Genomic DNA, 21,444 nt, shown 5'->3' on the forward strand with positions numbered 1-21,444 from the left:
CTATTCCTAAAAATTAGGTTGCAAATTTAATTAAAAGCCTTTAATAAACACGGGCAAACACTTACTATTTCTTTGTAAATTTGTACTGTATGGGTATTGTAAATATCAAACAAAAATTGCAGCTCTTCTCAGAGCAATGGTCACCTAAACGCATAGGAACCCTAAACGGACAGCAAGTGTTGGTTGCAAAACTGCAAGGAGAATTTGTTTGGCACTCCCATGAAAATGAGGACGAATTCTTTTTAGTGATTAAAGGTCAGTTAATAATTGAACTTAGAAATGAGCAAATCGTGTTGAATGAGGGTGAGTTTTATATTGTGCCAAAAGGAGTAGAACATAAACCAATTGCTAAGAATGAAGTACATGTACTACTTTTTGAACCGCTTAGTATTAAACATACCGGAGCAGTAATGACCGATTTAACTGTAACAAACTACGAATCTATTTAATATGTCAAAATTATATCTTGTACCGACGCCAATTGGCAATTTAGACGACATGACTTTTAGGGCTATTAAGGTATTGCAAGAAGTAGATACCATTTTGGCAGAAGATACTCGAACGTCAGGTAAATTATTAAAGCATTTTGATATTCAAACACCTATGCAAAGCCATCATATGCATAATGAGCATAAAATGGTTGATCGTTTGATTGAGAGATTGCAAAGCGGAGAAAGTATTGCCCTTATTAGTGATGCAGGTACTCCTGCTATTTCTGACCCAGGATTTTTATTAACTAGAGCCTGTGTAGAACAGGGTATTGAAGTTGAGTGTTTACCAGGAGCTACAGCTTTTGTTCCTGCCTTAGTGAATAGTGGACTTCCTAACGACAAATTTGTATTTGAAGGATTTTTACCGGTTAAAAAAGGTAGACAAACACGATTGAAATTATTAGCTGGAGAACCTCGAACGATGATTTTTTATGAATCTCCTCACAAATTGATAAAAACCTTAGGGAATTTTGTAGAATACTTTGGTGCAGATAGACCTGTATCGGTATCTAGAGAGTTGACAAAAATGTTTGAAGAAACTATAAGGGGAACAGCACAAGAAGTACTCGAATATTATTCTTCTAAGCCACCGAAAGGTGAAATTGTGGTTATAGTAGGAGGTAAAAAGTAAAGCCATGGAAAAGAAAAAGACTGTATTTATTGCAACAAGTTTAGATGGTTTTGTCGCTGATAAAAATGGAGAGATTGATTGGTTGCAGACTGTGCCTAACCCAGATAATGTAGATATGGGTTTTGTGGAATTGTTTAATTGATTAGACGCCATGGAAATAGGTAGAACTACCTTTGAAAAAGTTTTGAGTTTTAATGTGCCTTGGCCTTACCCTTGTCCGGTATATGTATTGAGTAACTCTTTAAAGGAAGTACCTAAAGGGTATGAAGATAAAATAATTCTTACACAGGGTTCGGCTGATGAGGTGTTGAATGAAGCGTATTCCAAAGGTTTTGGTAGATTGTATATCGATGGTGGTAGAACCATACAAAGCTTTCTTAAAGCTGCTAAAATAGACGAACTTATTGTATCTAAAATTCCGATAGTTTTAGGAGGTGGTTTTCCGTTGTATGCGGCATTAGAAAACCAATTAAGTTTTAAACATATTAAAACTGAGGTGTTTTTGGATCAAATTGTACAAAGTACATACATAATAAAGAAGAGCACGTAGTGCCTTTAAAAATTGATTTTGAATATTAGTTCAGACTATCTTTTTGTAAACAAATTAGATGAGAGTGAATTTCTTGAAATGCGTCTAATTTTCTATCGTAAATTTTCCCAATAAACTTTACAGGTTGCGAGGCCATTTGATTTAATGAATGCTGTAATTCAGAAATTTTTTTGTTGAGATAATAAGAAAGTATGGTAAACTCTTTATAAGAATTATTCCAAAATAGTCGGGTGTTCTCTTTTTCTAAAACTATAGCTTTGTAGCATTTATCTAGACCAGAAATATCTGAAAGGTATTGTTGACCCAAGGCGTCTTTAAATACTTGATTATCATTGGCTAGAATAAAGAATATTTTCTCAATACTATTTTTTTCTATTATGGTTAAAATGTCTTTATAATTTAAAGCAAAAGAATTACCTAAAGAAGTATAAAAATAATTCTCTTGCTCAAAGAATTCATTAATTACAGGTTCTAAACCATCAGTTGGGCATAAAAAAAATAAATATTTATGCATGATAAAGTTTAAGGATTGTATGGGAAAGAAGAATGGTGTACATCAATTTTTAAAGCACCGTCTACTAACTTGTAACCAAAAGTATATTCTACTTTTGCTTCATTTCCATCAAGATCCGTAAAGAAATAGTTGCCCATTGCAATAGCTCTATTTTCTTCTAATATAATATTGTGATTTTCAAACCTAACGTTAGTCCAAGGTTGAATTGCAAATCCTTTATCTTCTTGACAAGCTCTATCATCTCCTGCAATAAAATAAGAAAGTGCATGAGCTTTTTCTGGCCTAAATTGTTCAATAGCGCATTTTGTTGGTTTAAACAATACAGCGCCTAATTCAAATGCATATAACTCATCAAGAAAACTACTTGTATAAGCTTCGCATTCTGCTCTGTTTTCTTTTAAAGATCCAATTTTTACTACACCGGCTCCCCAAGTGTTTTGAGCCTTTAATACTTGTTCTTTAGTAATCATTTATTATAGTTTAAATTATTAAAAGTTTTATAAAAATCTATTAGTCTGTAACCTTATTATTAATACAAAGTGCTAATTGGCACAGCAGGAATCGGTTTTACACTGACAATAGTTTAGATTGTATAAATGCAAACCAGCAAGAGTAAATGCTGGTATATAAATAAAATATTCTGATAATGCTATCCACTCTATTTTTTCATTCAATACAAAAAGAGTTAGTAGTATGAATGAAGTCCATAAAGCAGGTTTCATAAAGTCTTTGGAGGTATTCTTTGTTGCATGTCGAACAGCAAAAAATGAAACTCCCAAGAAAAGAAAATCTAAACTTCTCCACCATGCAGGTGTAGATGCACAACCGTGCATAGAACATGAACTTGCAACAAACAAAAATGGTGTAATTAAACAATGTATCATACAAAGGGTACTTGCTAAGGCACCAAAAATATCTGGGTTATTGAGGGCTATTTTAAAATTCATAAACGTTAATGCAACTGAGTTGCAAATATAAATATTAATTTGTTATTGCAACATAGTTGTAATAATTTTGTGGTATGGGAGTAATTAGAAAAACAAAATCTATCAATGTGCTTTTAGCAGAGTTTGAAAATCAGTCTGGAGCTATATCAGCTATTGATTTGATTCAACGTCTTAAACCAACTTTAAATAAAACCACAGTTTATAGAGTACTTGATAGGTTAGAAGATGATGGGATTTTGCATTCTTTTTTGGGGAAAAATGGTATTAAATGGTACGCCATGTGTAATGGTTGCAATGCAAAAGAACATATAGATATACACCCACATTTTCAATGTATTTCTTGCGGAAAAGTAGATTGCCTTGAAATTGAAATTACAATACCCCATATCAAAAACAGAGAATTGATTTCTTCTCAAATCTTATTGCAAGGCAAATGTGAAGCTTGCAGCCTGAATTGAAATTTTGAGTTCAAGGAAACGAAGGTTTAGACTACTGAAAGGTTTCAGAGTATGGTTGATTATTGTTTTTATGATTTTATAAACTCAATTGGATTTAAATAAAACATTTTTTTCCAACCTTGTTTGTCTCGATCAATTTGCCATATATAAGGAATAATGGTCATGATAGAGTAATGTAAATGAGCAGGTTTTCCTCTTGCATTTCCACTCGTACCTACGGTTCCAATTTTAGTATTCTGGCTTACAAATGAAAACTTAGAAGCGTTCAATTCATCAAGATGTGCGTAATAATGTAATCTCCATTTAGGGCCAAGAACAACTACTATTTTCCCTCCAACTCTTATTTCTCCAGAGAAAAGGACAATACCATTAGTTGAAGAGTTAATATCTGTTCCTTTTTTAGCGAAAATATCAACACCTTTATGGGTGACGGATTTACCCCAAGGATAAAACCAAAATGATTTTGGGTTGTAGTCAGATTTAGTCGCACCTTTTACGGGTATTTTAAGATTTTGAGGGATTAGAAATCCAATAATTAAAATGGTCAATAATCCATAAAGAACTTTTTTCCTTTTTTTCATCTGTTTACCTATTCAGTTTTATAAACTCAAATTTCTTACCGCTAAACAATCCTAAATCAGAGAGTTTTAAATCTGGTATCACTAAAAGCGCCATAAACGAAAGGGTCATAAAAGGTGCTCTTAATTCGGAGCCCAATGTTTTAGCCATGGCATCAATTTCTTCATAGAGTTTACCTGTGGTCCAACCATCTAAATCACTCATAATACCAGCCACGGGTAAAGGCAATACTTTTTTATTTTCTCCATCTACAGCGCAAACCCCTCCTTTATTCCTTATGAGAAGGTTTACTGCTTTGCAAAGCTCAATGTCATCAGTACCAACTGCAACTATATTATGACAATCATGTGCAACAGAGCTTGCAATAGCACCTCTTTTAAGGCCGATATTTTTTATAAACGCCTTTGCAATAGGGGTGTCTTTATAACGATTAACAACCACCATTTTTAATACATCATTAGCTACATCAGCTACCAATTTGTTATTTTTTATCAAAGCTTTTGCTTCAATCTCATTGGTAATCAATTCGCCATCCAAGGCTTCGATAACTCTTATGGTATTTGAAGTTGCATCAATTTCAAAATCTTTAATAGACTTCTCTGAAATATCGAATTTATTGGGAGTTTCAAATGGAACTGATTCTATATTAGATTTACCATTTTTTGCAACTAGATCACCATTAATATAGGTCTGTAACACTTCAAAATGTTCTAGATTTTCTACAAGAATAAAATCAGCAGGATCTCCTACTTTTAACAACCCAATATTCATTTTGTAATGCTTTACAGGATTTATGCATGCAGCTTGTAATACTTTAAATACATCTATTCCTTTGGTTACCGCTCTCGCACATAATTGATTGATGTGCCCAATAATTAAATCATCTGGATGTTTATCGTCTGAGCAGAACATCATGTTTTCATAATGCTTCGGTAGTAAGTCTATTAGAGCTTCAAAATTTTTGGCAGCACTACCTTCTCGTATAAGAATTTTCATTCCATAGTCAAGCTTTTCTTTCGCCTCGCTATATGAAAAACATTCGTGATCGGTAGAAATACCGGCGCCAATATATGTTTTTGCATCATCACCCCTTAACCCTGGAGCATGACCATCCACAGGTTTATTATAATGTTTTGCCCACGCAATTTTTTTCAACACCTCTGGATCTTGAAATAAGACACCTGGATAGTTCATCATTTCTGCCAAATAATTAATTTCTGGATGCGCTAATAGGTCTTTGATATCATCAGAATTTATAACGGCACCTGCAGTTTCAAAATTGGTTGCAGGAACGCAAGAAGGCGCACCAAAATGAAATTTAAAGGGCACTTTGTTTCCGTTTTCTATCATATAATAAACTCCCTCCTTACCGAGAACATTCGCAATTTCATGAGGATCAGAAATGGAACCAACCGTACCATGTAACACAGCAAGTTTTGCAAATTCAGAAGGCACTAGCATTGAACTTTCTATATGAATGTGGGCATCGACAAAGCCAGGGAGAATAAAATGCGGGTTGGCTTTTTTTACTTCAACTATTTTTGAAATTAGGCCATTTTCAATAGTTATTTCTGCAGGAAAAATGCGTTGTTCTTTGATTGCTACTAGTTGCCCAGAAACCTTTTTCATAATTGAAGTTCTTTTGTAAACAATGTTACAAAAAAACCAAGAATAAAGTGGTAAATTTGAATTCTTAAAAATTTAAATTATGGCAAAGATAGCCTTAACTTGGAAAGACGGAAATGCGTTTGAATCAGAACACGAAGATGGCGTAGTACAAATTGACAACCCTGTAGAAGGGCAAGCAACTAGAGGTATGCGACCAAAAGCTCTTATGTTGTCTTCTTTAGCAGGTTGTTCTGCTTTGGACATTGTTTCCTTACTGAAAAAAATGAGAGCAGAAGTTGATGATTTTAAAATTGATGTAACCGCGGAATTAACAGATGAGCATCCGAGAATTTATAAAGATGTAGTAGTAACATATAAGTTCTATGGTTCAGATTTTAAGAAAGACAAGATTCAAAAAGCCATTGATTTGTCAGTAGAGAGATACTGTGGAGTAATGGAGATGTTCCGTGGATTTACTGATGTAGCTATTGAAATAGAGTACCACGAGCAATAATAAAAACACATACCTAAAAGGGTATTTTTAACTTAGAACCCTGAATTTTTGTTACCTTTTCGGTTTAAAATTCGGGGTTTATATTTTTATACTATGCGTTGGACCTTAGCACAGCAACCTTTAAAAGAAGATGTTCAAAATTTGGCGAGTCAATTGAATGGCGATCGTTTGATTGCATCTTTGTTATTGCAAAGAGGTATCAATAGTTTTGATGAGGCCAAAGCCTTTTTTAGACCCTCACTTTCTGATCTGCACAATCCTTTTTTAATGAAAGATATGGCAACAGCCGTAGCTAGAATTGAAGAAGCGATTTACAACGATGAAAAGATACTGGTTTATGGTGATTACGATGTTGATGGAACTACTGCAGTTTCTTTAGTTTACTCTTACTTAATATCTCACTACCCATTGGTTTCTACCTACATCCCAGATCGTTATAAGGAAGGGTATGGAGTTTCTCTTCAGGGAATTGATTATGCTCATGACAATGATTTTTCTTTAATCATTGCTTTAGATTGTGGTGTAAAGGCCATTGAACAAGTTAAATATGCAAATGAAAGAGATATAGATTTTATTATTTGCGACCATCATAGACCTGGAAAAGAATTACCGAATGCCATTGCTGTTTTAGATCCAAAAAGAGAGGATTGCCAGTACCCATATGACGAGTTGTGCGGATGCGGAGTTGGTTTTAAGCTAATACAAGCTTTGGGTAAAAATAGAAAAGAAACCATAGATGATTTCCTTCCATATTTAGATTTAGTTGCCACGGCCATAGCAGCAGACATTGTGCCGATGACTGGAGAGAATAGAGTGTTGGCCTATTATGGATTGAAAGTAATTAATAGCAATCCAAGAATTGGGATAAAGGCTATGACGCATCAGCTCAACAAAAGTGAATTAACGATTACCGATGTTGTTTTTGTAATCGCTCCAAGAATTAATGCTGCAGGAAGAATGAAACATGGGCAACATGCCGTTACTTTGTTAACAGAAACAGATTTTAATAAGGCTGCCTCCTATGCATTAGAAATAGATGTTTTTAATCAAGACAGAAAAGAATTAGATAAAACAATTACGTATGAAGCACTGGAACAAATTAGAGAAAATAATGAAGAGCAAAACGTTTCGACTGTTGTTTATAGCGAAACTTGGCATAAAGGTGTTATTGGTATTGTGGCTTCTCGATTAATCGAGACCTATTATAGACCAACTTTAGTTTTTACTAAAAGTGGTGAAAAACTTGCCGCTTCTGCAAGATCTGTTAAGGGTTTTGATGTTTACAATGCTATTGAGCAATGTACCGAGTTTGTTGAACAATTTGGAGGACATAAATACGCAGCAGGATTAACCTTATTACCCGAAAATTACCAAGGCTTTAAAGATAAGTTTGAAGAGGTGGTAAAAAATACCTTGCCCAAAGAATTAAAAACTCCGGAATTGCAAATTAATTCTGAGGTTGAGCTGGAACAGCTCACGCCGAAATTTTATAAAATTCTCAAACAATTTGCTCCTTTCGGTCCAAGTAATATGCGACCTGTTTTTGCTGCAAGTGGTTTGCGAGACAATGGGTATGGTAAATGCGTTGGAGCAGATAAAACACATTTAAAATTGGGTATTATTAATGGGGCCGATCAAAAAACTTATAACGCCATAGGCTTTGGATTAGGAGAAAAACAAGAATTGACATCTAATGGTAAATCCTTTAAAGCGGCTTTTGTTTTAGACGAGAATCATTGGAATGGTATTACTTCACTCCAACTACAATTAAAAGATATCGCTCAAGATTAATCTAGCTCTTTCAGTAAATAGATATAAACCGGATAATGGTCGCTATAACCATTGGTAAATTGATTGTTTGTGCCCCAACTTCTAAAAGGATATCCTTTATAGCGGCCTTTCTTGTTAATTAAAAATGAAGGATTGTATATTCCAGCCTCATAGAAACCGAACGTTTCGAAATTTTTATTTTCTAAACTAGATGACATAAGAATCTGGTCATACAGATGAAGGTTATCTCGAAAACCAATACTTCCATACCCCTTTTTATACAATTTTATAAATGGATTTATCAACTCGGTTTCTTTTGTATTCTTATTTGAATCTACGGATAAAATCTCGTTAAAATAATCGGTATGAGGGTCGAGATTAAAATCACCCATTATAACAATCTTTTGATTTGGTATTTCGCTTTGAATTTCTTGAATAATCTTTTTGGTTAATTCAGCAGCTGCTATTCTGAGATGTTTTGTTTTTTCTGTTCCACTGCGTTGTGATGGCCAATGCACAATAATAAAACTAATCGATTCATCTTGTAAATAGCCATCTACTCGTAGGATATTTCTAGTTTTTACCCGATACCCTTCATAACTAAAAACCCAAAGCCTGTGCGCTTTGTAATTTGTAGGTTGAAAATGCTGAGGATTGTAAAGTAAAGCTACGTCGCTACCTCTCCAATCTTCAGATTCAATGTGAACATAATCATAAATGAGATCTTTGAAAGGTTTGGTTGTAAGTAAATCATCTATAACACGGGATGTTTCAACTTCACTAACTCCAATCACACTTGGTGCCTGATTATTTTTATTTGAACCTATTTGTGTTAGAACACTGGCTAAATTATTTAGTTTATTCCAGTAAACTTCAGATTTAGATTGTTTGGTTTGAAGAATTGGGCTATACTCATCATAAGTATGAGGGTCGTTTATTGTGTCAAAAGCATTTTCAAGATTGTAAAACGCAATTGTACATATTTTATATTGCTTTTTTTCTTGACCAAAGAAGTTAAAACACAATAAAACAAGTAGATATGTTAGAACACAATGTTTCATCCAAACTAAGTTAATAGTCTGAGGTTCACATTTTTGGGCTACATGTGGTATTTGGTAAAGATACGGGTTTTTAGTTGATTTCTTTTATCAAGTAAATATAAGAAGGAAAGTGATCGCTATATCCTCCTGTATAGTTTCCATACGAAAAGCTACGGAATGGATACCCTTTATAGCGTCCTTTTTTGTTAATCAGTTTTTTTGGATTGTAAATATTGGCAGTATATAATTTATAGCTAGAGTAATCGTCGGTAGTGGTTACTAATTGAGAAGAGACTAATAGTTGATCAAACAAATTAATATTGTCTCTATATCCTGCAGTGTTAAACCCTTTCTTAAACATGCCTTCATACGGATTGTACAAATCATTCTCAGCAACATCTTCTTTTTTAGATTTCGTTTTCAAAATATTCTTAAAGCTAGATTCAATAGGGTCGTCATTAAAATCACCCATTGTGATAATCTTGGCATTAGGATATGTTTGACGTACTTCTTCCATAATTTTTAAGTTAAGAGCAGCTGCTTTTTCGCGGTAAGGTATACTGCGCGTTCCACCTCTTTTTGATGGCCAGTGATTTACTATAACATGAATGAGTTCATCATCTAAATAGCCGCTAACTAGTAATTGGTCTCTGGTGTAAATGCGTTTACCGTCGTTATCAAAAATCTTTAATTCATACGATTTATGGTGAATAGGTTTAAAATAGCGTCCTTGATATAACAAGCCCACATCAATACCACGTTTATCAGGAGAATCGTAATGAATAAAACTATAGCGTTTGTCTTTTAAATATTTACCAGCTACCAAATCTTTCAATACCGTGTCGTTTTCAATTTCCACAACACCAATCAGTACTGGGCTGTTTTTTGATTTTTCTGCTCCAATATCAACCAAAACAGAACCTAGTTTGTCAATTTTATCCCAATAAACTTTTGATTTATTTCCCTTTAACTCCATCATTGGACTAGCCTCATCGTTTTTGGCAGGATTATTTATAGTGTCAAACAGATTTTCAAGATTGTAAAACGCAACGGTTCTAATCTTATATTGTTTATTAGAATTTGTTTGACAAAAAGCTGATTGTAAATTAAATAGGGCCAATAATACAAGGGTTACTCTGGTCATTTGAAGCAATTAATTTATTTAATGATTTTGCAAAAATAGAAACATTCTATTACACAAAGTAATTATTACGTTAAATTAATTTATGAGTTGTATAAAAAAGATTATTTTTGCAGGCGATAAATTGCAAAAAACAACGTATTAATTATTAAAATCAAACATGAAGAAAACTAGCATTACAATGCTTTGTATTTTGGCGACCACTTTAGTTACGGTTGCACAATCACTAGGTGTTGTTCAAGGTCGTGTTTCCAATAGCTTTGATGGAGCTCCATTGAGAGGCGTATCAATTAAACTAATTGGAACCACCACAGAAACGCTTACAGATGGAGATGGAGTCTTTGAGATTACCAACATTGCGATTGGAAATCAGCTTTTAGAAGTAAGCTATGAAGGCTATGAAACTCAAAATTTTCCTTTTGTAATGTCTGAAGGTGGCACCGTTGATTTAGGTCAAATTCTATTGTATGAGGTCGCGTTAGACCAAGCAGATTTAAGTGTAATTTCATTAACAGCAGACGAACTTAGTGCGGATGAAGGGGGAGCAGATAATACTGCTGGACTTTTACAGTCATCTAGAGATGTGTTCTTAAACGCCGCTGCATTTGATTTTAGTGCTACTTTTTTTAGAGCTAGAGGTTACAACTCAGAAAATGGAAAAGTTCTTATCAATGGTGTAGAAATGAACAAAATGTTTAATGGTCGCCCACAGTGGAGTAACTGGGGAGGGTTAAACGATGTTATGCGTAACCAAGAGTTAGCTAATGGTTTAGCACCTTCTGAATATGCTTTTGGTGGCATTGCAGGTTCTAACAATATTGTTATGCGTGCATCAGAATACAGTGCCGGAGGTAGAGTTACTTACTCTTCATCGAACAGAAGTTATACCGGAAGAGTAATGGCAAGTTATGCATCGGGATTAAACGATAAAGGTTGGGCTTATGCCTTTTTAGCAGCACGTAGATATGGTAACGAAGGTTACAACGATGCTACATTATATGATGCAAATTCATTTTTTGCATCTATAGAGAAAGTATTTAATGATAAGCACAGTTTAAATTTGACGGCGTTTTATACGCCCAATAGAAGAGGTAGATCATCTCCAAATACCCAGGAAGCCTACGATTTAAAGAGCACACGTTATAATGCCTATTGGGGGTATCAAGATGGTAATAAGCGTAACTCTAGAGAACGTGATATAGAAGAGCCAGTTTTCATGTTAAACCATTATTGGAATATTGATGAGAAAACATCTTTAAATACCAATGTAGCTTACCAATTTGGTAAGATAGGTAATAGCCGTTTAGATTTTGGAGGTGGTACACTTGCAACAGATGGTAATGGAGATCAATTTATTTTAGGAGGAGGTTCAAACCCAGACCCTACATACTACCAAAAATTACCTAGTTACTTTTTAAGAGATCAAGATAACCCAGATTATGAGGGAGCTTACTTAGCAGAACAAGCTTTTATTGAAGATGGTCAAGTAGATTGGCACGCTATGTATCAAGCTAACTTATCAAGTGCAGCACAAGGTGGGAATTCTATTTATATTTTATATGATGATAGAAACGATGACAACCAATTTACAGCCAACACCATTTTTAGAAGAGAGTTAAATGACAATGTAAATTTAAATGCTGCATTAACTTACAGAAATTTAAAGTCTGAAAATTACGGACATATTTTAGATTTATTAGGAGGTACGGGTTACCTAAATGTTGACAATTTCTCAGAGACTTTAGACGAGGCTCAAAACGATTTGAGAAATCCGAATAGAATTGCACAAGAAGGAGATCGTTTTAGATATAATTTTGAAATGAACGCTAGTGTTTTTGATGCTTTTGCTCAAGCACAATTTTCATATGACAAATTAGATTTTCACGTGAGTGGTCAGTTCGCCACTACTAGTTACCAACGTAATGGATTATATGAGAATGGACGTTTTCCTGGAGAACGCTCTTTTGGTGAAAGTGAAAAATTAAACTTTTCAAATTTTGGTGTAAAAGCAGGTGCTACATATAAAATCTCTGGACGTCATTTAATCAATGCGAATGCTAGTTACAGAACACAAGCACCAACTATTAGAAACTCATTTTCTAATTCAAGAGAAAATAATGATGTAGTAATTGGTTTAACAGACGAAAAAATTACCTCGTTTGATGCCAGTTATATTTTTAGAACACCAGTTATTCAAGGTAGAGTTACAGGATACTATACACAATTTCAAGACGCAACAGAAATTTCTTTTTATTATGCAGATGGTTTAGCAATTTTAGCACCTGATGGACCAGTAGAAAGCAATGCTTTTGTTCAAGAAGTATTAACAGGTATCGATAGAAGAAACATTGGATTAGAAGTAGGTTTATCTGCTCAAGTAACTTCTACTATTAAACTAAAAGCTGCAGCAGCACTAGGAGATTATGTATATAGTGATAATGCCGATTTATATGTAACTTCAGATGATTTTGATGATGTCCTAGATTTTGGCGAAGCGCATCTTAAAAATTACCATGTTGCTGGTGGTCCACAAAGAGCGTTGTCTTTTGGCTTTGAATACCGTGACCCAGAATATTGGTGGATTGGAGCTACAGCCAATAGATTTTCGAATGGGTATTTAGATATTAGCCCAATTGCAAGAACAAGTAATTTTGTTACAGACCCAGAGGATGGGCAACCATTTAACGATTACGATCCAGAAATTGCGAGAGAGTTACTAAGACAAGAAAAATTTAACGATTATTACTTAGTGAATCTTGTAGGTGGTAAATCTTGGAGGATAGACGATTACTATGTTGGATTCTTTGCAACCATTAATAATGTGTTAAATGAAAAGTATAAAACGGGAGGTTTTGAGCAATCAAGAAATGCAAACTACCGCGTTTTAAAAGAAGATAAAGAACGCGACAAACCAGTTTTCGGACCGAAATATTGGTATGGCTTTGGTACAACATATTTCTTAAATGTGTACTTCAGATTTTAATAAATAAAATAAAAATTAACGATATATTACAAAAATGAAAACAATTAAATTATTCAAGTTACTATCCTTTATCGCTTTTACCGCATTAGCTGTGGGATGTGTAGATGATGATGAATATGATGTACCACCTATTAGTGGTGTAGAGCCAGATATCAATGTAAATTCTAGTATTGAAGCAGCAAGATCCGCATTCGATCAAAATTTCATTGATAATGATGAGTCTGTTTATACTTTCGAAGCGACAAATGATGGTTTATATTTCGAAGGTTACGTTGTGTCAAGTGACTACGGTGGGAACTTTTACAAAACCTTAATTATTCAAGATAAACCAGTAGATCCTGAATTTGGAATAGAAGTTTTAGTAGATAAAACTTCGTTATTCGAAAGCTTCGAATTTGGTAGAAAAATTTATGTGAAATTAGACGGTTTGTCAATTACTTATGACGATGGTGATGATGATGATCCAACAGATGGAACACCAGGTAGATATAGATTAGGTTCTTTAATTGATGGAGAAGTAGATGATATTTCTGCATTTACATATGATGATCATTTAATTCGTTCTTTAATTACAGAAACTATTGTACCAAAGACAATAGCAGCTGGAGAGTATACGGCAGAGAATATCAACTTAATGGTACAAGTTCCTAACATGCAGTTTGCATTGAGTGAATTAGGAAAAACATATGCAGGAGAGGCTAATGATGAGTTTGATGGAAACAGGTTTTTAATGAGTTGTGATGACGAGTCTATGGCAACCCTACAAACGAGTACATTCTCAGATTTTAAATCGTATACAATATCAGAAGGAAAAGGTAATTTAAACGCCATTTTATCAAAAGACTTTTTTGGAGAGAACTTTGTGTTTATTATCAATAATCCAACCAACCTAGAGTTTACTGATGAAAACCGTTGCGACCCAGTAATTTTAGATTGTGGGAACAACTCAGTAGGTGGAGCACAAGTGCTTTTGGATGAGTCTTTCGAAGGCACTTCTGAGGCACAGTTAATGACAGATGGTTGGTCTTGGACAAATGTAAATGGAGGTAGCGAAAACTTTGAATTGAGAAGTTTTGGAGGTAATAGTTATATGCAAGCTTCTGCATTTAGAAGTGGTGAAGAACCTATGGAAGCTTGGTTGATTACACCAATAATTAATTTAGATGGAACTACTGATGAAGAATTAACTTTTGAAACTAAGGTAGGTTTCCATAATGGAGACGCGTTAACGGTGTTTGTGTCTACTGATTACTCAGGAGATATAGACACAGCAACATGGGCTTTAGTAGATGCGGATTTAGCTGATAGTCCGTCAAGTGGCTATGGGAGTTCGTTTACACCTTCAGGTTCAATTAATATTTCTTGTTTAGAGGGAGATGTGGTAGTTGCTTTCAGATATTTAGGATCAGATAGTGGTATCACAACTACTTTTCAAGTAGAGAACGTAAAAGTTACAGGAAATTAAGAAATAAGTAATTTATTGTTTAACAAGCCGAAGGGATTCCTTCGGCTTGTTGTTTTTTGTACCTTTGCATAGTGATACAAGACTTATGATAGAAGAGAAAAAAGTAACTTCAGAAAAAGCAATTTTGATTGCGGTTATTACCCAATATCAAGACGAAGAAAAAACCAATGAATATTTAGATGAATTGGCTTTTTTAACATTGACTGCTGGAGGGAAGGCTATAAAGCGATTTACTCAAAAGATGGAGAAACCAAACTCCAAAACCTATATTGGTGGGGGTAAATTAGAGGAAATTAAAGCCTATATAGAAATGAACGATATAGGCACCGCAATTTTTGATGATGAATTGTCTCCTGCTCAGTTGAGAAATATAGAAAGAGCGCTTGATTGCAAGATTTTAGATAGAACCAATTTGATTCTGGACATATTTGCGCAACGTGCCCAAACATCGTATGCGCGAACTCAGGTAGAGTTAGCTCAAAGTCAATATTTGTTACCTCGTTTAACGAGACTTTGGACACACTTAAGTCGTCAAAAAGGGGGTATCGGTATGCGTGGTCCTGGTGAAACAGAAATTGAAACAGATAGACGTATTGTTCGCGATAAAATCGCTTTGCTAAAAAAGAAATTGATTACTATAGATAAGCAAATGGCTGTGCAGCGCAAGAACAGAGGTAAAATGGTACGTGTGGCATTAGTAGGATATACCAATGTAGGTAAATCTACTTTAATGAATATAGTAAGTAAGAGCGATGTATTTGCAGAGAATAAGCTTTTTGCCACTTTAGATACTACTGTAAGAAAGGTTGTGATTAAGAATATACCTTTCTTATTAACAGATACTGTGGGGTTTATTAGAAAATTACCTACGCAGCTTGTAGAATCTTTTAAATCAACTCTTGATGAGGTTCGAGAAGCAGATTTATTATTACATGTAGTAGATATTTCACACCCTAATTTTGAAGACCATATCGCTTCGGTAAATAAAATTTTAGGTGAGATAGAGAGTGCAGATAAACCTACACTTTTGGTTTTTAATAAGATAGATGCATATACGCATCAAACTATTGATGAAGATGATTTAGTAACGCAACCAACAAAAGCGCACTATACGTTAGAAGATTGGAAACGTACTTGGATGTCCGAAGGCGATAATTGTCTCTTTATTTCTGCAATAAATAAAGAGAATATGGATGAATTTAGAAACAAAGTATTTGAAGAAGTAAAGAAAATTCACATTCAACGTTTTCCGTATAACGATTTTCTATATTACGAGTACAATCAGGATGGTGAAAACATTTCATAAAAAAAGCCCGCATAAGCGGGCTTTAATTCTTTTTGTAAGTGTCAATTCAAATTGAAGTTAAACCCTAAACCAAATACTTCTCTTAACTGAAACCCTTCAAACGCATTATCATCATAAATTGTTTGAAAAGTAAAGTCAGTAGATAGCCAATCGTTAATTGTCATTTCAATATCTAAAGTATAATCGATATCTACATTTTGAGGATCTTGTAAATAGTTAGAGTATAACATTAATAAATTCTCAACTTTAATATTCTTTGCCAAGGTGAAGGTGTATCCTGCTCTTATATTCATACCCATTTCGTAAAATAACGAATCACCTGGATCTACACCAAAGGTTTCTACATCGTTACTTGACTCATAAAACACATTACCTGGATCGTCATCATTATAGGTCCATATTTCTCCTGTTAAAAAAGTAAGTTTAGATGTTATTGGTGCAAGGTTAACATAGAATTCATCAGATTTTTTCCACAAGAAACCCGGACCAAATTGCCAATATGCTGGTTTAAAAAATCCAGAAGTAGGATAATTTTCGCTATCTTCTCCAGGATTTTGATCAGTAAAATCGTCTTCGTAATCATACCCATTCGTATATTGAGTTTTAAAATTCATAAAGAATGAAAAGCTCCAATATTTCTTTTTCATTTTTCTACTTAAAATAGAGTTCAGTTCTATACGATCATCTGATTTTCGCGTACCATCATCTTCGGTATTGGTAATACCATAACTAGTCATGAATTTATTGTCTAAACTCCAAACACCCTTGGTATAATTAAAATTGTAGTTTACTTTTAGATTAGCAGCCAAATTATTATCACCTCCCGCTTGCCAGTTTGAAAAGGCAGCTTGGTTAATTAGTAACGAAATTTTACCAAAGGTTCTCCAACCATCAGGAATGGTATCAGTTTCTTCTTCTTGGGCAAAACTTGAACTATAAATAACTATAAAAGCTAATATAAGCAGTGTTTTTTTCATAATAGTAGATTTAATTTTCCTGAAGCAAAAATAAGAAAATGTATACTATAAATAATAGACTATTTATTAGATTTAAAAAGTGGTACGGTTGAGCAGGCTTCACCAAACATAACGCTTTTTGCAATTGGAAGCAATTTAGAAACTATACTAGTATAAGCAGTGTCAGGTATCGGTTTGTTAGAACACCCTTTAATAATAACTGATTTGCCCTCAAACTTTTCAGAGTTTAATTTAGCTATAACATCTTCAAAAATTAATGTCTCTAATTGCATTAAATCACCCACAACAATTTTGTTAGCTGCAGGGGCTAAATAGGTGGCTATTAGCAAATATGCCCAAGACGGAATAATGGCATCCGAACTACAAGAAATAGCAACATAAGCATTTTTATATTGAGACCAATTGTGCTCTTTTAATAAAGATCGAAACTCTTGTTCCCTTAAAATCAAGCCTTCAAAGAGCCATTGTTTAATATCTAATATCAAGCGTTGCCCTTGCGGATAATAATCCTCAAGATCTATAGTTACAAGTTTACTTTCTGCTACTCTATTTCTTATTTCGTCCATTCAATAGAAATTATAGGAATCCTAATTCTAATTTGGCTTCTTCGCTCATCATATCTTGAGTCCATGTAGGGTCGAATGTAATTTCAACTTCACAGTTTTTTACATCTTCTAAGGTTTTTACTTTCTCTTCAACTTCTACAGGTAATGTCTCAGCTACAGGACAATTTGGTGATGTTAGTGTCATTAATATTTTAATATCGTTTTCATCGCTTACCATAACATCATAAATTAATCCAAGTTCATAAATATCAACTGGAATTTCAGGATCAAATATGGTTTTTAAAACCTCAACTATTTTATCCCCTAACGCTTGTGCATCATCTTGAGTCATACCTCTAATTTTTTACAAAATTAATTCAATTTAGCTTGATACGCTAATGCGTACAATTTGATTTGTTTTACCATAGAAACCAATCCATTTGCTCGAGTTGGAGACAAATGTTCTTTCAATCCGATCTCATTTATAAACTCTGTATCAGCTTCTACAATGTCTTGAGGCTGTTGGTCGCTAAAAACACGTAATAATAACGCCACAATTCCTTTGGTTAAAATGGCGTCAGAATCAGCTGTAAAAACTACTTTTTCACCATCTAAATAACCATCTATCCATACTTTAGACTGACACCCTTTAATCAAGTTCGCATCAACCTTTTTTGAAGGGTCGATTAAAGGTAAAGATTTTCCTAATTCTATGATATATTCATAGCGTTGCATCCAATCTTCAAACATATCGAACTCCTCAATAATTTCCTCTTGTATTTCTTTGATAGTCATTTTTTAAACTTATTTTTGCAAAGGTATTACATCAGCACGATTTACAAGTATTTTTAAGGAATATTTAGCGTTGCAGATGTCAATTTTAAAAGCATATATGAGTAAATTATTGATAGTAGGCACAGTGGCTTTTGATGCTATTGAAACGCCTTTTGGAAAAACAGATAAGATTTTAGGTGGCGCTGCCACGTTCATCGGGCTTTCTGCTGCAACTTTTGGGGTAAAATCTAGTATTGTTTCTGTTGTTGGAGATGATATGCCACATACGCATTTAGATATGTTAAACCAACGTGATGTGAACACTGATGGTGTGGAAATTGTAAAAGGAGGAAAAACTTTTTTCTGGAGTGGGCGCTATCATAACGATTTAAATACTCGCGATACTTTAGTGACAGAGCTAAATACCTTAGCTGATTTTAATCCAGTTGTACCTGAAGATTTTAAAGATGCAGAATTTTTAATGTTGGGTAATTTGCATCCAGATATTCAAATGTCTGTAATCAATCAAATGACTGAAAAACCAAAATTGGTGGTGTTAGATACGATGAATTTTTGGATGGATAATACCTTGCCAGAATTGTTAAATGTTATTGAACATATAGATGTTATAACTATTAACGATGAAGAAGCGAGACAATTGACAGGAGAATATTCTTTAGTTAGAGCTGCCAAGAAGATTTTTGAAATGGGCCCTAAATATGTGGTGATTAAAAAAGGCGAGCACGGAGCATTGTTGTTTCATGAAAACGAAGTGTTCTTTGCACCTGCGCTACCATTAGAAGAAGTATTTGACCCTACTGGTGCTGGAGATACGTTTGCTGGGGGCTTTATAGGTTATTTGGCAAAAACAAGAGATATTTCTTTTGAAAATATGAAAAGAGCTGTAATAAGCGGATCTAATTTAGCATCGTTCTGTGTAGAAAAGTTTGGAACTGAGCGCATGCAAGTCTTAACAGAAGACGAAGTGGCTGTGCGCTTGCAACAGTTTAAAGACCTTACACAATTTGAAATAACCACTTAAATAAATTCCGCGCTCGCGCGGAATTTTTATTTTTGAAAAATAAACACAACAGATAACACAACCCAACAAAAATGAGTGATTCAATTAAACACGAATGTGGAATTGCACTTTTAAGACTCTTAAAACCATTAGAGTATTATAAAGAAAAATACGGTACTTCTTTCTATGGCATTAACAAGATGTACTTGTTAATGGAGAAACAACATAACAGAGGTCAAGACGGAGCAGGTTTTGCAAGTTTAAAATTTGATATGGAACCTGGTCAGCGTTATATTAGTAGAATTCGTTCTAATAAAACCCAACCAATTCAGGATGTATTTAGTCAAATAAATGAGCGATTGAATGGCGTGATGCAATCTTCAGAAATGCAAGATGATATCAATTGGCAAAAGCAAAATATGCCTTATTTGGGTGAGTTATATCTTGGACATGTTCGCTATGGTACCTTTGGTAAAAACAGTATTGAGAGTGTACACCCGTTTTTGCGTCAGAATAACTGGAAACACAAAAACCTAATTGTTGCCGGTAACTTTAACTTGACCAACTCCAATCAAATTTTACAAGAGTTAATAGAGTTAGGTCAGCACCCCAAAGAGAATACCGATACTGTTACAGTTATGGAAAAAATTGGGCACTTTTTGGATGATGAGGTTGAAAATATTTATCAAGATCTAAAAAATCAAGGTGTCAACAAAAAGGATGCATCACCAATGATTGCGTCTGAATTACAAGTAGATAATGTTTTAAAAAGAGCTGCAAGAAGTTGGGATGGTGGTTACGCTATGGCTGGTTTAATTGGACATGGAGATGCTTTTGTACTGCGCGATCCTGCAGGTATTAGACCATGCTTTTACTATAAAGACGACGAAGTTGTTGTGGTTGCATCTGAAAGACCTGTTATTCAAACAGTATTTAATGTTGAGTTAGAAAATATTAAAGAATTAGATAGAGGTCATGCATTGGTGGTGAAAAGAAGTGGAGAAACAAGTGTGAAGCCGGTTTTAGAACAGTTACCAAAAAAATCATGTTCGTTTGAACGAATCTATTTCTCGAGAGGTAGTGATGCAGATATATACAATGAAAGAAAAGCTTTAGGCAAGAATGTATTTCCTCAGATTTTAAAATCGATTGATGAGGATATTGAAAATTCTGTGTTCTCTTTCATACCTAATACGGCAGAGACATCATTTTTTGGAATGTTTGAAGCTGCCGAAGATTTTTTAAATAAACAAAAGACAGATGTTTTATTAAAAGGAAATCATGGCCTATCAGCTCAAAGAGTTAAAGAAATTTTATCGGTTCGTCCGCGCATGGAGAAAATAGCAGTAAAAGATGTAAAATTACGTACGTTTATTGCAGATGACAATTCAAGAGACGATTTAGTAGCGCATGTTTACGATGTTACATATGGTGTTGTAAAACCAACAGACAATCTTGTAATTATTGATGATAGTATTGTTAGAGGAACCACATTAAAAAAGAGTATTATTCGAATTTTAAATAGGTTGAGTCCTAAGAAAATTGTGATTGTGTCTTCTGCTCCTCAAATTAGATATCCAGATTGTTATGGTATTGATATGGCGAAGATTGGTGATTTTATTGCATTTAAGGCTGCTATTGAATTACTAAAAGAATCAGGTCAAGAAGAAGTTATTGATGAGGTTTATCAAAAATGTAAACAACAAAAAGGGCTGTCTGATAACGAGATTCAGAATTTTGTAAAAGATATTTATACACCTTTTACTGATGAACAGATTTCTAATAAGATTGCTCAAATGCTTAAAACGAATGAGATTGATTGTGATGTTGAAGTAATTTATCAAACGGTAGGTAATTTGCATAAAGCTTGTCCTGATCATACAGGAGATTGGTATTTTACAGGAGATTATCCAACACCTGGAGGTAACCGTGTAGTAAACTCTGCCTTTATTAATTATTATGAAGGGTCTGATGCAAGAGCATATTAATTGAGAATTAATAATAAGAATATTTAACAACCCGAGTTTATGGCTTGGGTTTTTTGTGTCTCATTTCAATTGAAGGCCTCAATTTTACACTTCATCATAGCCGTTTAACAATCTGTACATATTCGTATTCTTGATTGAGATG

At 34.1% G+C, this 21,444-nt stretch carries 23 protein-coding genes; 12 read left to right on the plus strand and 11 right to left on the minus strand.

Annotated elements, in window-relative coordinates:
* Window positions 1-89: 89 nt before the first annotated feature.
* The 4 genes from ACYQ5R_RS05430 to ACYQ5R_RS05445 are packed head-to-tail and all read left to right on the plus strand — an operon-like array spanning window position 90 to window position 1,672.
* On the plus strand, window positions 90-449 hold the full coding sequence (locus ACYQ5R_RS05430) for a cupin domain-containing protein (RefSeq protein ID WP_460189903.1): 360 nt from the start codon (window positions 90-92) through the stop codon (window positions 447-449).
* A 1-nt stretch (window position 450) separates the two neighbouring features.
* Window positions 451-1,122 (plus strand): 16S rRNA (cytidine(1402)-2'-O)-methyltransferase, encoded by a 672-nt coding sequence (gene rsmI, locus ACYQ5R_RS05435; protein ID WP_460189904.1) that lies wholly within the window; start codon window positions 451-453, stop codon window positions 1,120-1,122.
* 4 nt (window positions 1,123-1,126) lie between these two features.
* Window positions 1,127-1,264, plus strand: a complete 138-nt coding sequence (locus ACYQ5R_RS05440; RefSeq protein WP_460189905.1) for a hypothetical protein — start codon at window positions 1,127-1,129, stop codon at window positions 1,262-1,264.
* A gap of 9 nt (window positions 1,265-1,273) precedes the next feature.
* Window positions 1,274-1,672, plus strand: a complete 399-nt coding sequence (locus ACYQ5R_RS05445) for a dihydrofolate reductase family protein (protein WP_460189906.1) — start codon at window positions 1,274-1,276, stop codon at window positions 1,670-1,672.
* Between the two features lie 25 nt (window positions 1,673-1,697).
* On the opposite strand, the gene ACYQ5R_RS05450 is transcribed toward ACYQ5R_RS05445, so the two are convergent.
* The 3 genes from ACYQ5R_RS05450 to ACYQ5R_RS05460 all read right to left on the minus strand — a co-directional run bounded on the left by ACYQ5R_RS05450 (window position 1,698) and on the right by ACYQ5R_RS05460 (window position 3,133).
* Window positions 1,698-2,186, minus strand: a complete 489-nt coding sequence (locus ACYQ5R_RS05450; protein WP_460189907.1) for a hypothetical protein — start codon at window positions 2,184-2,186, stop codon at window positions 1,698-1,700.
* A gap of 8 nt (window positions 2,187-2,194) precedes the next feature.
* The gene (locus tag ACYQ5R_RS05455; RefSeq protein WP_460189908.1) at window positions 2,195-2,656 is read right to left on the minus strand and encodes a hypothetical protein; all 462 of its coding nucleotides are present in this window, start codon (window positions 2,654-2,656) and stop codon (window positions 2,195-2,197) included.
* A 72-nt stretch (window positions 2,657-2,728) separates the two neighbouring features.
* Entirely contained in the window at window positions 2,729-3,133 is a 405-nt protein-coding gene (locus tag ACYQ5R_RS05460) for a MerC domain-containing protein (protein ID WP_460189909.1), read from the minus strand.
* Between the two features lie 74 nt (window positions 3,134-3,207).
* On the opposite strand from ACYQ5R_RS05460, the gene ACYQ5R_RS05465 reads away from it, so the two are divergent.
* A complete protein-coding gene (locus ACYQ5R_RS05465; protein WP_460189910.1) occupies window positions 3,208-3,591 on the plus strand; it encodes a Fur family transcriptional regulator in 384 nt (127 codons plus the stop codon).
* 68 nt (window positions 3,592-3,659) lie between these two features.
* Here ACYQ5R_RS05465 and ACYQ5R_RS05470 read toward each other — a convergent pair whose 3' ends face one another.
* Together ACYQ5R_RS05470 and ade are read right to left on the minus strand one after the other, a co-directional pair.
* The gene (locus tag ACYQ5R_RS05470; protein ID WP_460189911.1) at window positions 3,660-4,172 is read right to left on the minus strand and encodes a M23 family metallopeptidase; all 513 of its coding nucleotides are present in this window, start codon (window positions 4,170-4,172) and stop codon (window positions 3,660-3,662) included.
* A 4-nt stretch (window positions 4,173-4,176) separates the two neighbouring features.
* Complete coding sequence (gene ade, locus ACYQ5R_RS05475) at window positions 4,177-5,799, minus strand: adenine deaminase (protein WP_460189912.1); 1,623 nt, start codon at window positions 5,797-5,799, stop codon at window positions 4,177-4,179.
* A 79-nt stretch (window positions 5,800-5,878) separates the two neighbouring features.
* On the opposite strand from ade, the gene ACYQ5R_RS05480 reads away from it, so the two are divergent.
* Both ACYQ5R_RS05480 and recJ read left to right on the plus strand, forming a co-directional pair.
* Entirely contained in the window at window positions 5,879-6,292 is a 414-nt protein-coding gene (locus tag ACYQ5R_RS05480; RefSeq protein ID WP_460189913.1) for an OsmC family protein, read from the plus strand.
* Window positions 6,293-6,385: 93 nt separating this feature from the next.
* Window positions 6,386-8,083 carry a single-stranded-DNA-specific exonuclease RecJ gene (gene recJ / locus ACYQ5R_RS05485; protein WP_460189914.1) on the plus strand — a complete coding sequence of 566 codons (1,698 nt, stop codon included), beginning with the start codon at window positions 6,386-6,388 and terminating at the stop codon, window positions 8,081-8,083.
* On the opposite strand, the gene ACYQ5R_RS05490 is transcribed toward recJ, so the two are convergent.
* Together ACYQ5R_RS05490 and ACYQ5R_RS05495 are read right to left on the minus strand one after the other, a co-directional pair.
* Entirely contained in the window at window positions 8,080-9,123 is a 1,044-nt protein-coding gene (locus tag ACYQ5R_RS05490) for an endonuclease/exonuclease/phosphatase family protein (RefSeq protein ID WP_460189915.1), read from the minus strand. The two genes, recJ and ACYQ5R_RS05490, sit on opposite strands and share 4 nt — an antisense overlap.
* A 70-nt stretch (window positions 9,124-9,193) precedes the next feature.
* Entirely contained in the window at window positions 9,194-10,246 is a 1,053-nt protein-coding gene (locus tag ACYQ5R_RS05495) for an endonuclease/exonuclease/phosphatase family protein (RefSeq protein ID WP_460189916.1), read from the minus strand.
* A 157-nt stretch (window positions 10,247-10,403) separates the two neighbouring features.
* Between ACYQ5R_RS05495 and ACYQ5R_RS05500 the strand changes: the two genes are divergently transcribed.
* The 3 genes from ACYQ5R_RS05500 to hflX all read left to right on the plus strand — a co-directional run bounded on the left by ACYQ5R_RS05500 (window position 10,404) and on the right by hflX (window position 15,997).
* Window positions 10,404-13,226 carry a carboxypeptidase regulatory-like domain-containing protein gene (locus ACYQ5R_RS05500; protein WP_460189917.1) on the plus strand — a complete coding sequence of 941 codons (2,823 nt, stop codon included), beginning with the start codon at window positions 10,404-10,406 and terminating at the stop codon, window positions 13,224-13,226.
* Window positions 13,227-13,260: 34 nt separating this feature from the next.
* Complete coding sequence (locus ACYQ5R_RS05505; RefSeq protein WP_460189918.1) at window positions 13,261-14,691, plus strand: DUF5689 domain-containing protein; 1,431 nt, start codon at window positions 13,261-13,263, stop codon at window positions 14,689-14,691.
* 85 nt (window positions 14,692-14,776) lie between these two features.
* Window positions 14,777-15,997, plus strand: a complete 1,221-nt coding sequence (hflX, locus tag ACYQ5R_RS05510; RefSeq protein ID WP_460189919.1) for a GTPase HflX — start codon at window positions 14,777-14,779, stop codon at window positions 15,995-15,997.
* Between the two features lie 41 nt (window positions 15,998-16,038).
* Here hflX and ACYQ5R_RS05515 read toward each other — a convergent pair whose 3' ends face one another.
* From ACYQ5R_RS05515 to ACYQ5R_RS05530, 4 genes are read right to left on the minus strand one after another with little or no spacing between them, the layout of a single operon-like run.
* Window positions 16,039-16,974: a DUF3078 domain-containing protein gene (locus ACYQ5R_RS05515; RefSeq protein ID WP_460189920.1), complete on the minus strand. Its 936-nt coding sequence runs from the start codon at window positions 16,972-16,974 to the stop codon at window positions 16,039-16,041.
* A 59-nt stretch (window positions 16,975-17,033) separates the two neighbouring features.
* On the minus strand, window positions 17,034-17,540 hold the full coding sequence (locus tag ACYQ5R_RS05520; RefSeq protein ID WP_460189921.1) for a DUF2480 family protein: 507 nt from the start codon (window positions 17,538-17,540) through the stop codon (window positions 17,034-17,036).
* A gap of 10 nt (window positions 17,541-17,550) precedes the next feature.
* Window positions 17,551-17,871, minus strand: coding sequence for an SUF system Fe-S cluster assembly protein (locus ACYQ5R_RS05525; RefSeq protein WP_460189922.1), 321 nt, complete (start codon window positions 17,869-17,871; stop codon window positions 17,551-17,553).
* Window positions 17,872-17,891: 20 nt separating this feature from the next.
* On the minus strand, window positions 17,892-18,314 hold the full coding sequence (locus tag ACYQ5R_RS05530) for a SufE family protein (RefSeq protein ID WP_460189923.1): 423 nt from the start codon (window positions 18,312-18,314) through the stop codon (window positions 17,892-17,894).
* Between the two features lie 97 nt (window positions 18,315-18,411).
* Here ACYQ5R_RS05530 and ACYQ5R_RS05535 point away from each other — a divergent pair, with 97 nt between their 5' ends.
* Both ACYQ5R_RS05535 and ACYQ5R_RS05540 read left to right on the plus strand, forming a co-directional pair.
* Window positions 18,412-19,335, plus strand: a complete 924-nt coding sequence (locus ACYQ5R_RS05535) for a PfkB family carbohydrate kinase (RefSeq protein ID WP_460189924.1) — start codon at window positions 18,412-18,414, stop codon at window positions 19,333-19,335.
* A 71-nt stretch (window positions 19,336-19,406) separates the two neighbouring features.
* Entirely contained in the window at window positions 19,407-21,302 is a 1,896-nt protein-coding gene (locus ACYQ5R_RS05540) for an amidophosphoribosyltransferase (RefSeq protein WP_460189925.1), read from the plus strand.
* The last annotated feature ends 142 nt before the right edge of the window (window positions 21,303-21,444 follow it).

It is taken from the genome of Urechidicola sp. KH5 (assembly GCF_054661455.1).

Excerpts from the sequence above, each read along its gene's own strand:
- ACYQ5R_RS05430 (WP_460189903.1), top strand. The coding sequence starts at position 90 with ATGGGTATTGTAAATATCAAACAAAAATTGCAGCTCTTCTCAGAGCAA.
- rsmI (WP_460189904.1), top strand. The coding sequence starts at position 451 with ATGTCAAAATTATATCTTGTACCGACGCCAATTGGCAATTTAGACGAC.
- ACYQ5R_RS05440 (WP_460189905.1), top strand. The coding sequence starts at position 1,127 with ATGGAAAAGAAAAAGACTGTATTTATTGCAACAAGTTTAGATGGTTTT.
- ACYQ5R_RS05445 (WP_460189906.1), top strand. The coding sequence starts at position 1,274 with ATGGAAATAGGTAGAACTACCTTTGAAAAAGTTTTGAGTTTTAATGTG.
- ACYQ5R_RS05450 (WP_460189907.1), bottom strand. The coding sequence starts at position 2,186 with ATGCATAAATATTTATTTTTTTTATGCCCAACTGATGGTTTAGAACCT.
- ACYQ5R_RS05455 (WP_460189908.1), bottom strand. The coding sequence starts at position 2,656 with ATGATTACTAAAGAACAAGTATTAAAGGCTCAAAACACTTGGGGAGCC.
- ACYQ5R_RS05460 (WP_460189909.1), bottom strand. The coding sequence starts at position 3,133 with ATGAATTTTAAAATAGCCCTCAATAACCCAGATATTTTTGGTGCCTTA.
- ACYQ5R_RS05465 (WP_460189910.1), top strand. The coding sequence starts at position 3,208 with ATGGGAGTAATTAGAAAAACAAAATCTATCAATGTGCTTTTAGCAGAG.
- ACYQ5R_RS05470 (WP_460189911.1), bottom strand. The coding sequence starts at position 4,172 with ATGAAAAAAAGGAAAAAAGTTCTTTATGGATTATTGACCATTTTAATT.
- ade (WP_460189912.1), bottom strand. The coding sequence starts at position 5,799 with ATGAAAAAGGTTTCTGGGCAACTAGTAGCAATCAAAGAACAACGCATT.
- ACYQ5R_RS05480 (WP_460189913.1), top strand. The coding sequence starts at position 5,879 with ATGGCAAAGATAGCCTTAACTTGGAAAGACGGAAATGCGTTTGAATCA.
- recJ (WP_460189914.1), top strand. The coding sequence starts at position 6,386 with ATGCGTTGGACCTTAGCACAGCAACCTTTAAAAGAAGATGTTCAAAAT.
- ACYQ5R_RS05490 (WP_460189915.1), bottom strand. The coding sequence starts at position 9,123 with ATGAAACATTGTGTTCTAACATATCTACTTGTTTTATTGTGTTTTAAC.
- ACYQ5R_RS05495 (WP_460189916.1), bottom strand. The coding sequence starts at position 10,246 with ATGACCAGAGTAACCCTTGTATTATTGGCCCTATTTAATTTACAATCA.
- ACYQ5R_RS05500 (WP_460189917.1), top strand. The coding sequence starts at position 10,404 with ATGAAGAAAACTAGCATTACAATGCTTTGTATTTTGGCGACCACTTTA.
- ACYQ5R_RS05505 (WP_460189918.1), top strand. The coding sequence starts at position 13,261 with ATGAAAACAATTAAATTATTCAAGTTACTATCCTTTATCGCTTTTACC.
- hflX (WP_460189919.1), top strand. The coding sequence starts at position 14,777 with ATGATAGAAGAGAAAAAAGTAACTTCAGAAAAAGCAATTTTGATTGCG.
- ACYQ5R_RS05515 (WP_460189920.1), bottom strand. The coding sequence starts at position 16,974 with ATGAAAAAAACACTGCTTATATTAGCTTTTATAGTTATTTATAGTTCA.
- ACYQ5R_RS05520 (WP_460189921.1), bottom strand. The coding sequence starts at position 17,540 with ATGGACGAAATAAGAAATAGAGTAGCAGAAAGTAAACTTGTAACTATA.
- ACYQ5R_RS05525 (WP_460189922.1), bottom strand. The coding sequence starts at position 17,871 with ATGACTCAAGATGATGCACAAGCGTTAGGGGATAAAATAGTTGAGGTT.
- ACYQ5R_RS05530 (WP_460189923.1), bottom strand. The coding sequence starts at position 18,314 with ATGACTATCAAAGAAATACAAGAGGAAATTATTGAGGAGTTCGATATG.
- ACYQ5R_RS05535 (WP_460189924.1), top strand. The coding sequence starts at position 18,412 with ATGAGTAAATTATTGATAGTAGGCACAGTGGCTTTTGATGCTATTGAA.
- ACYQ5R_RS05540 (WP_460189925.1), top strand. The coding sequence starts at position 19,407 with ATGAGTGATTCAATTAAACACGAATGTGGAATTGCACTTTTAAGACTC.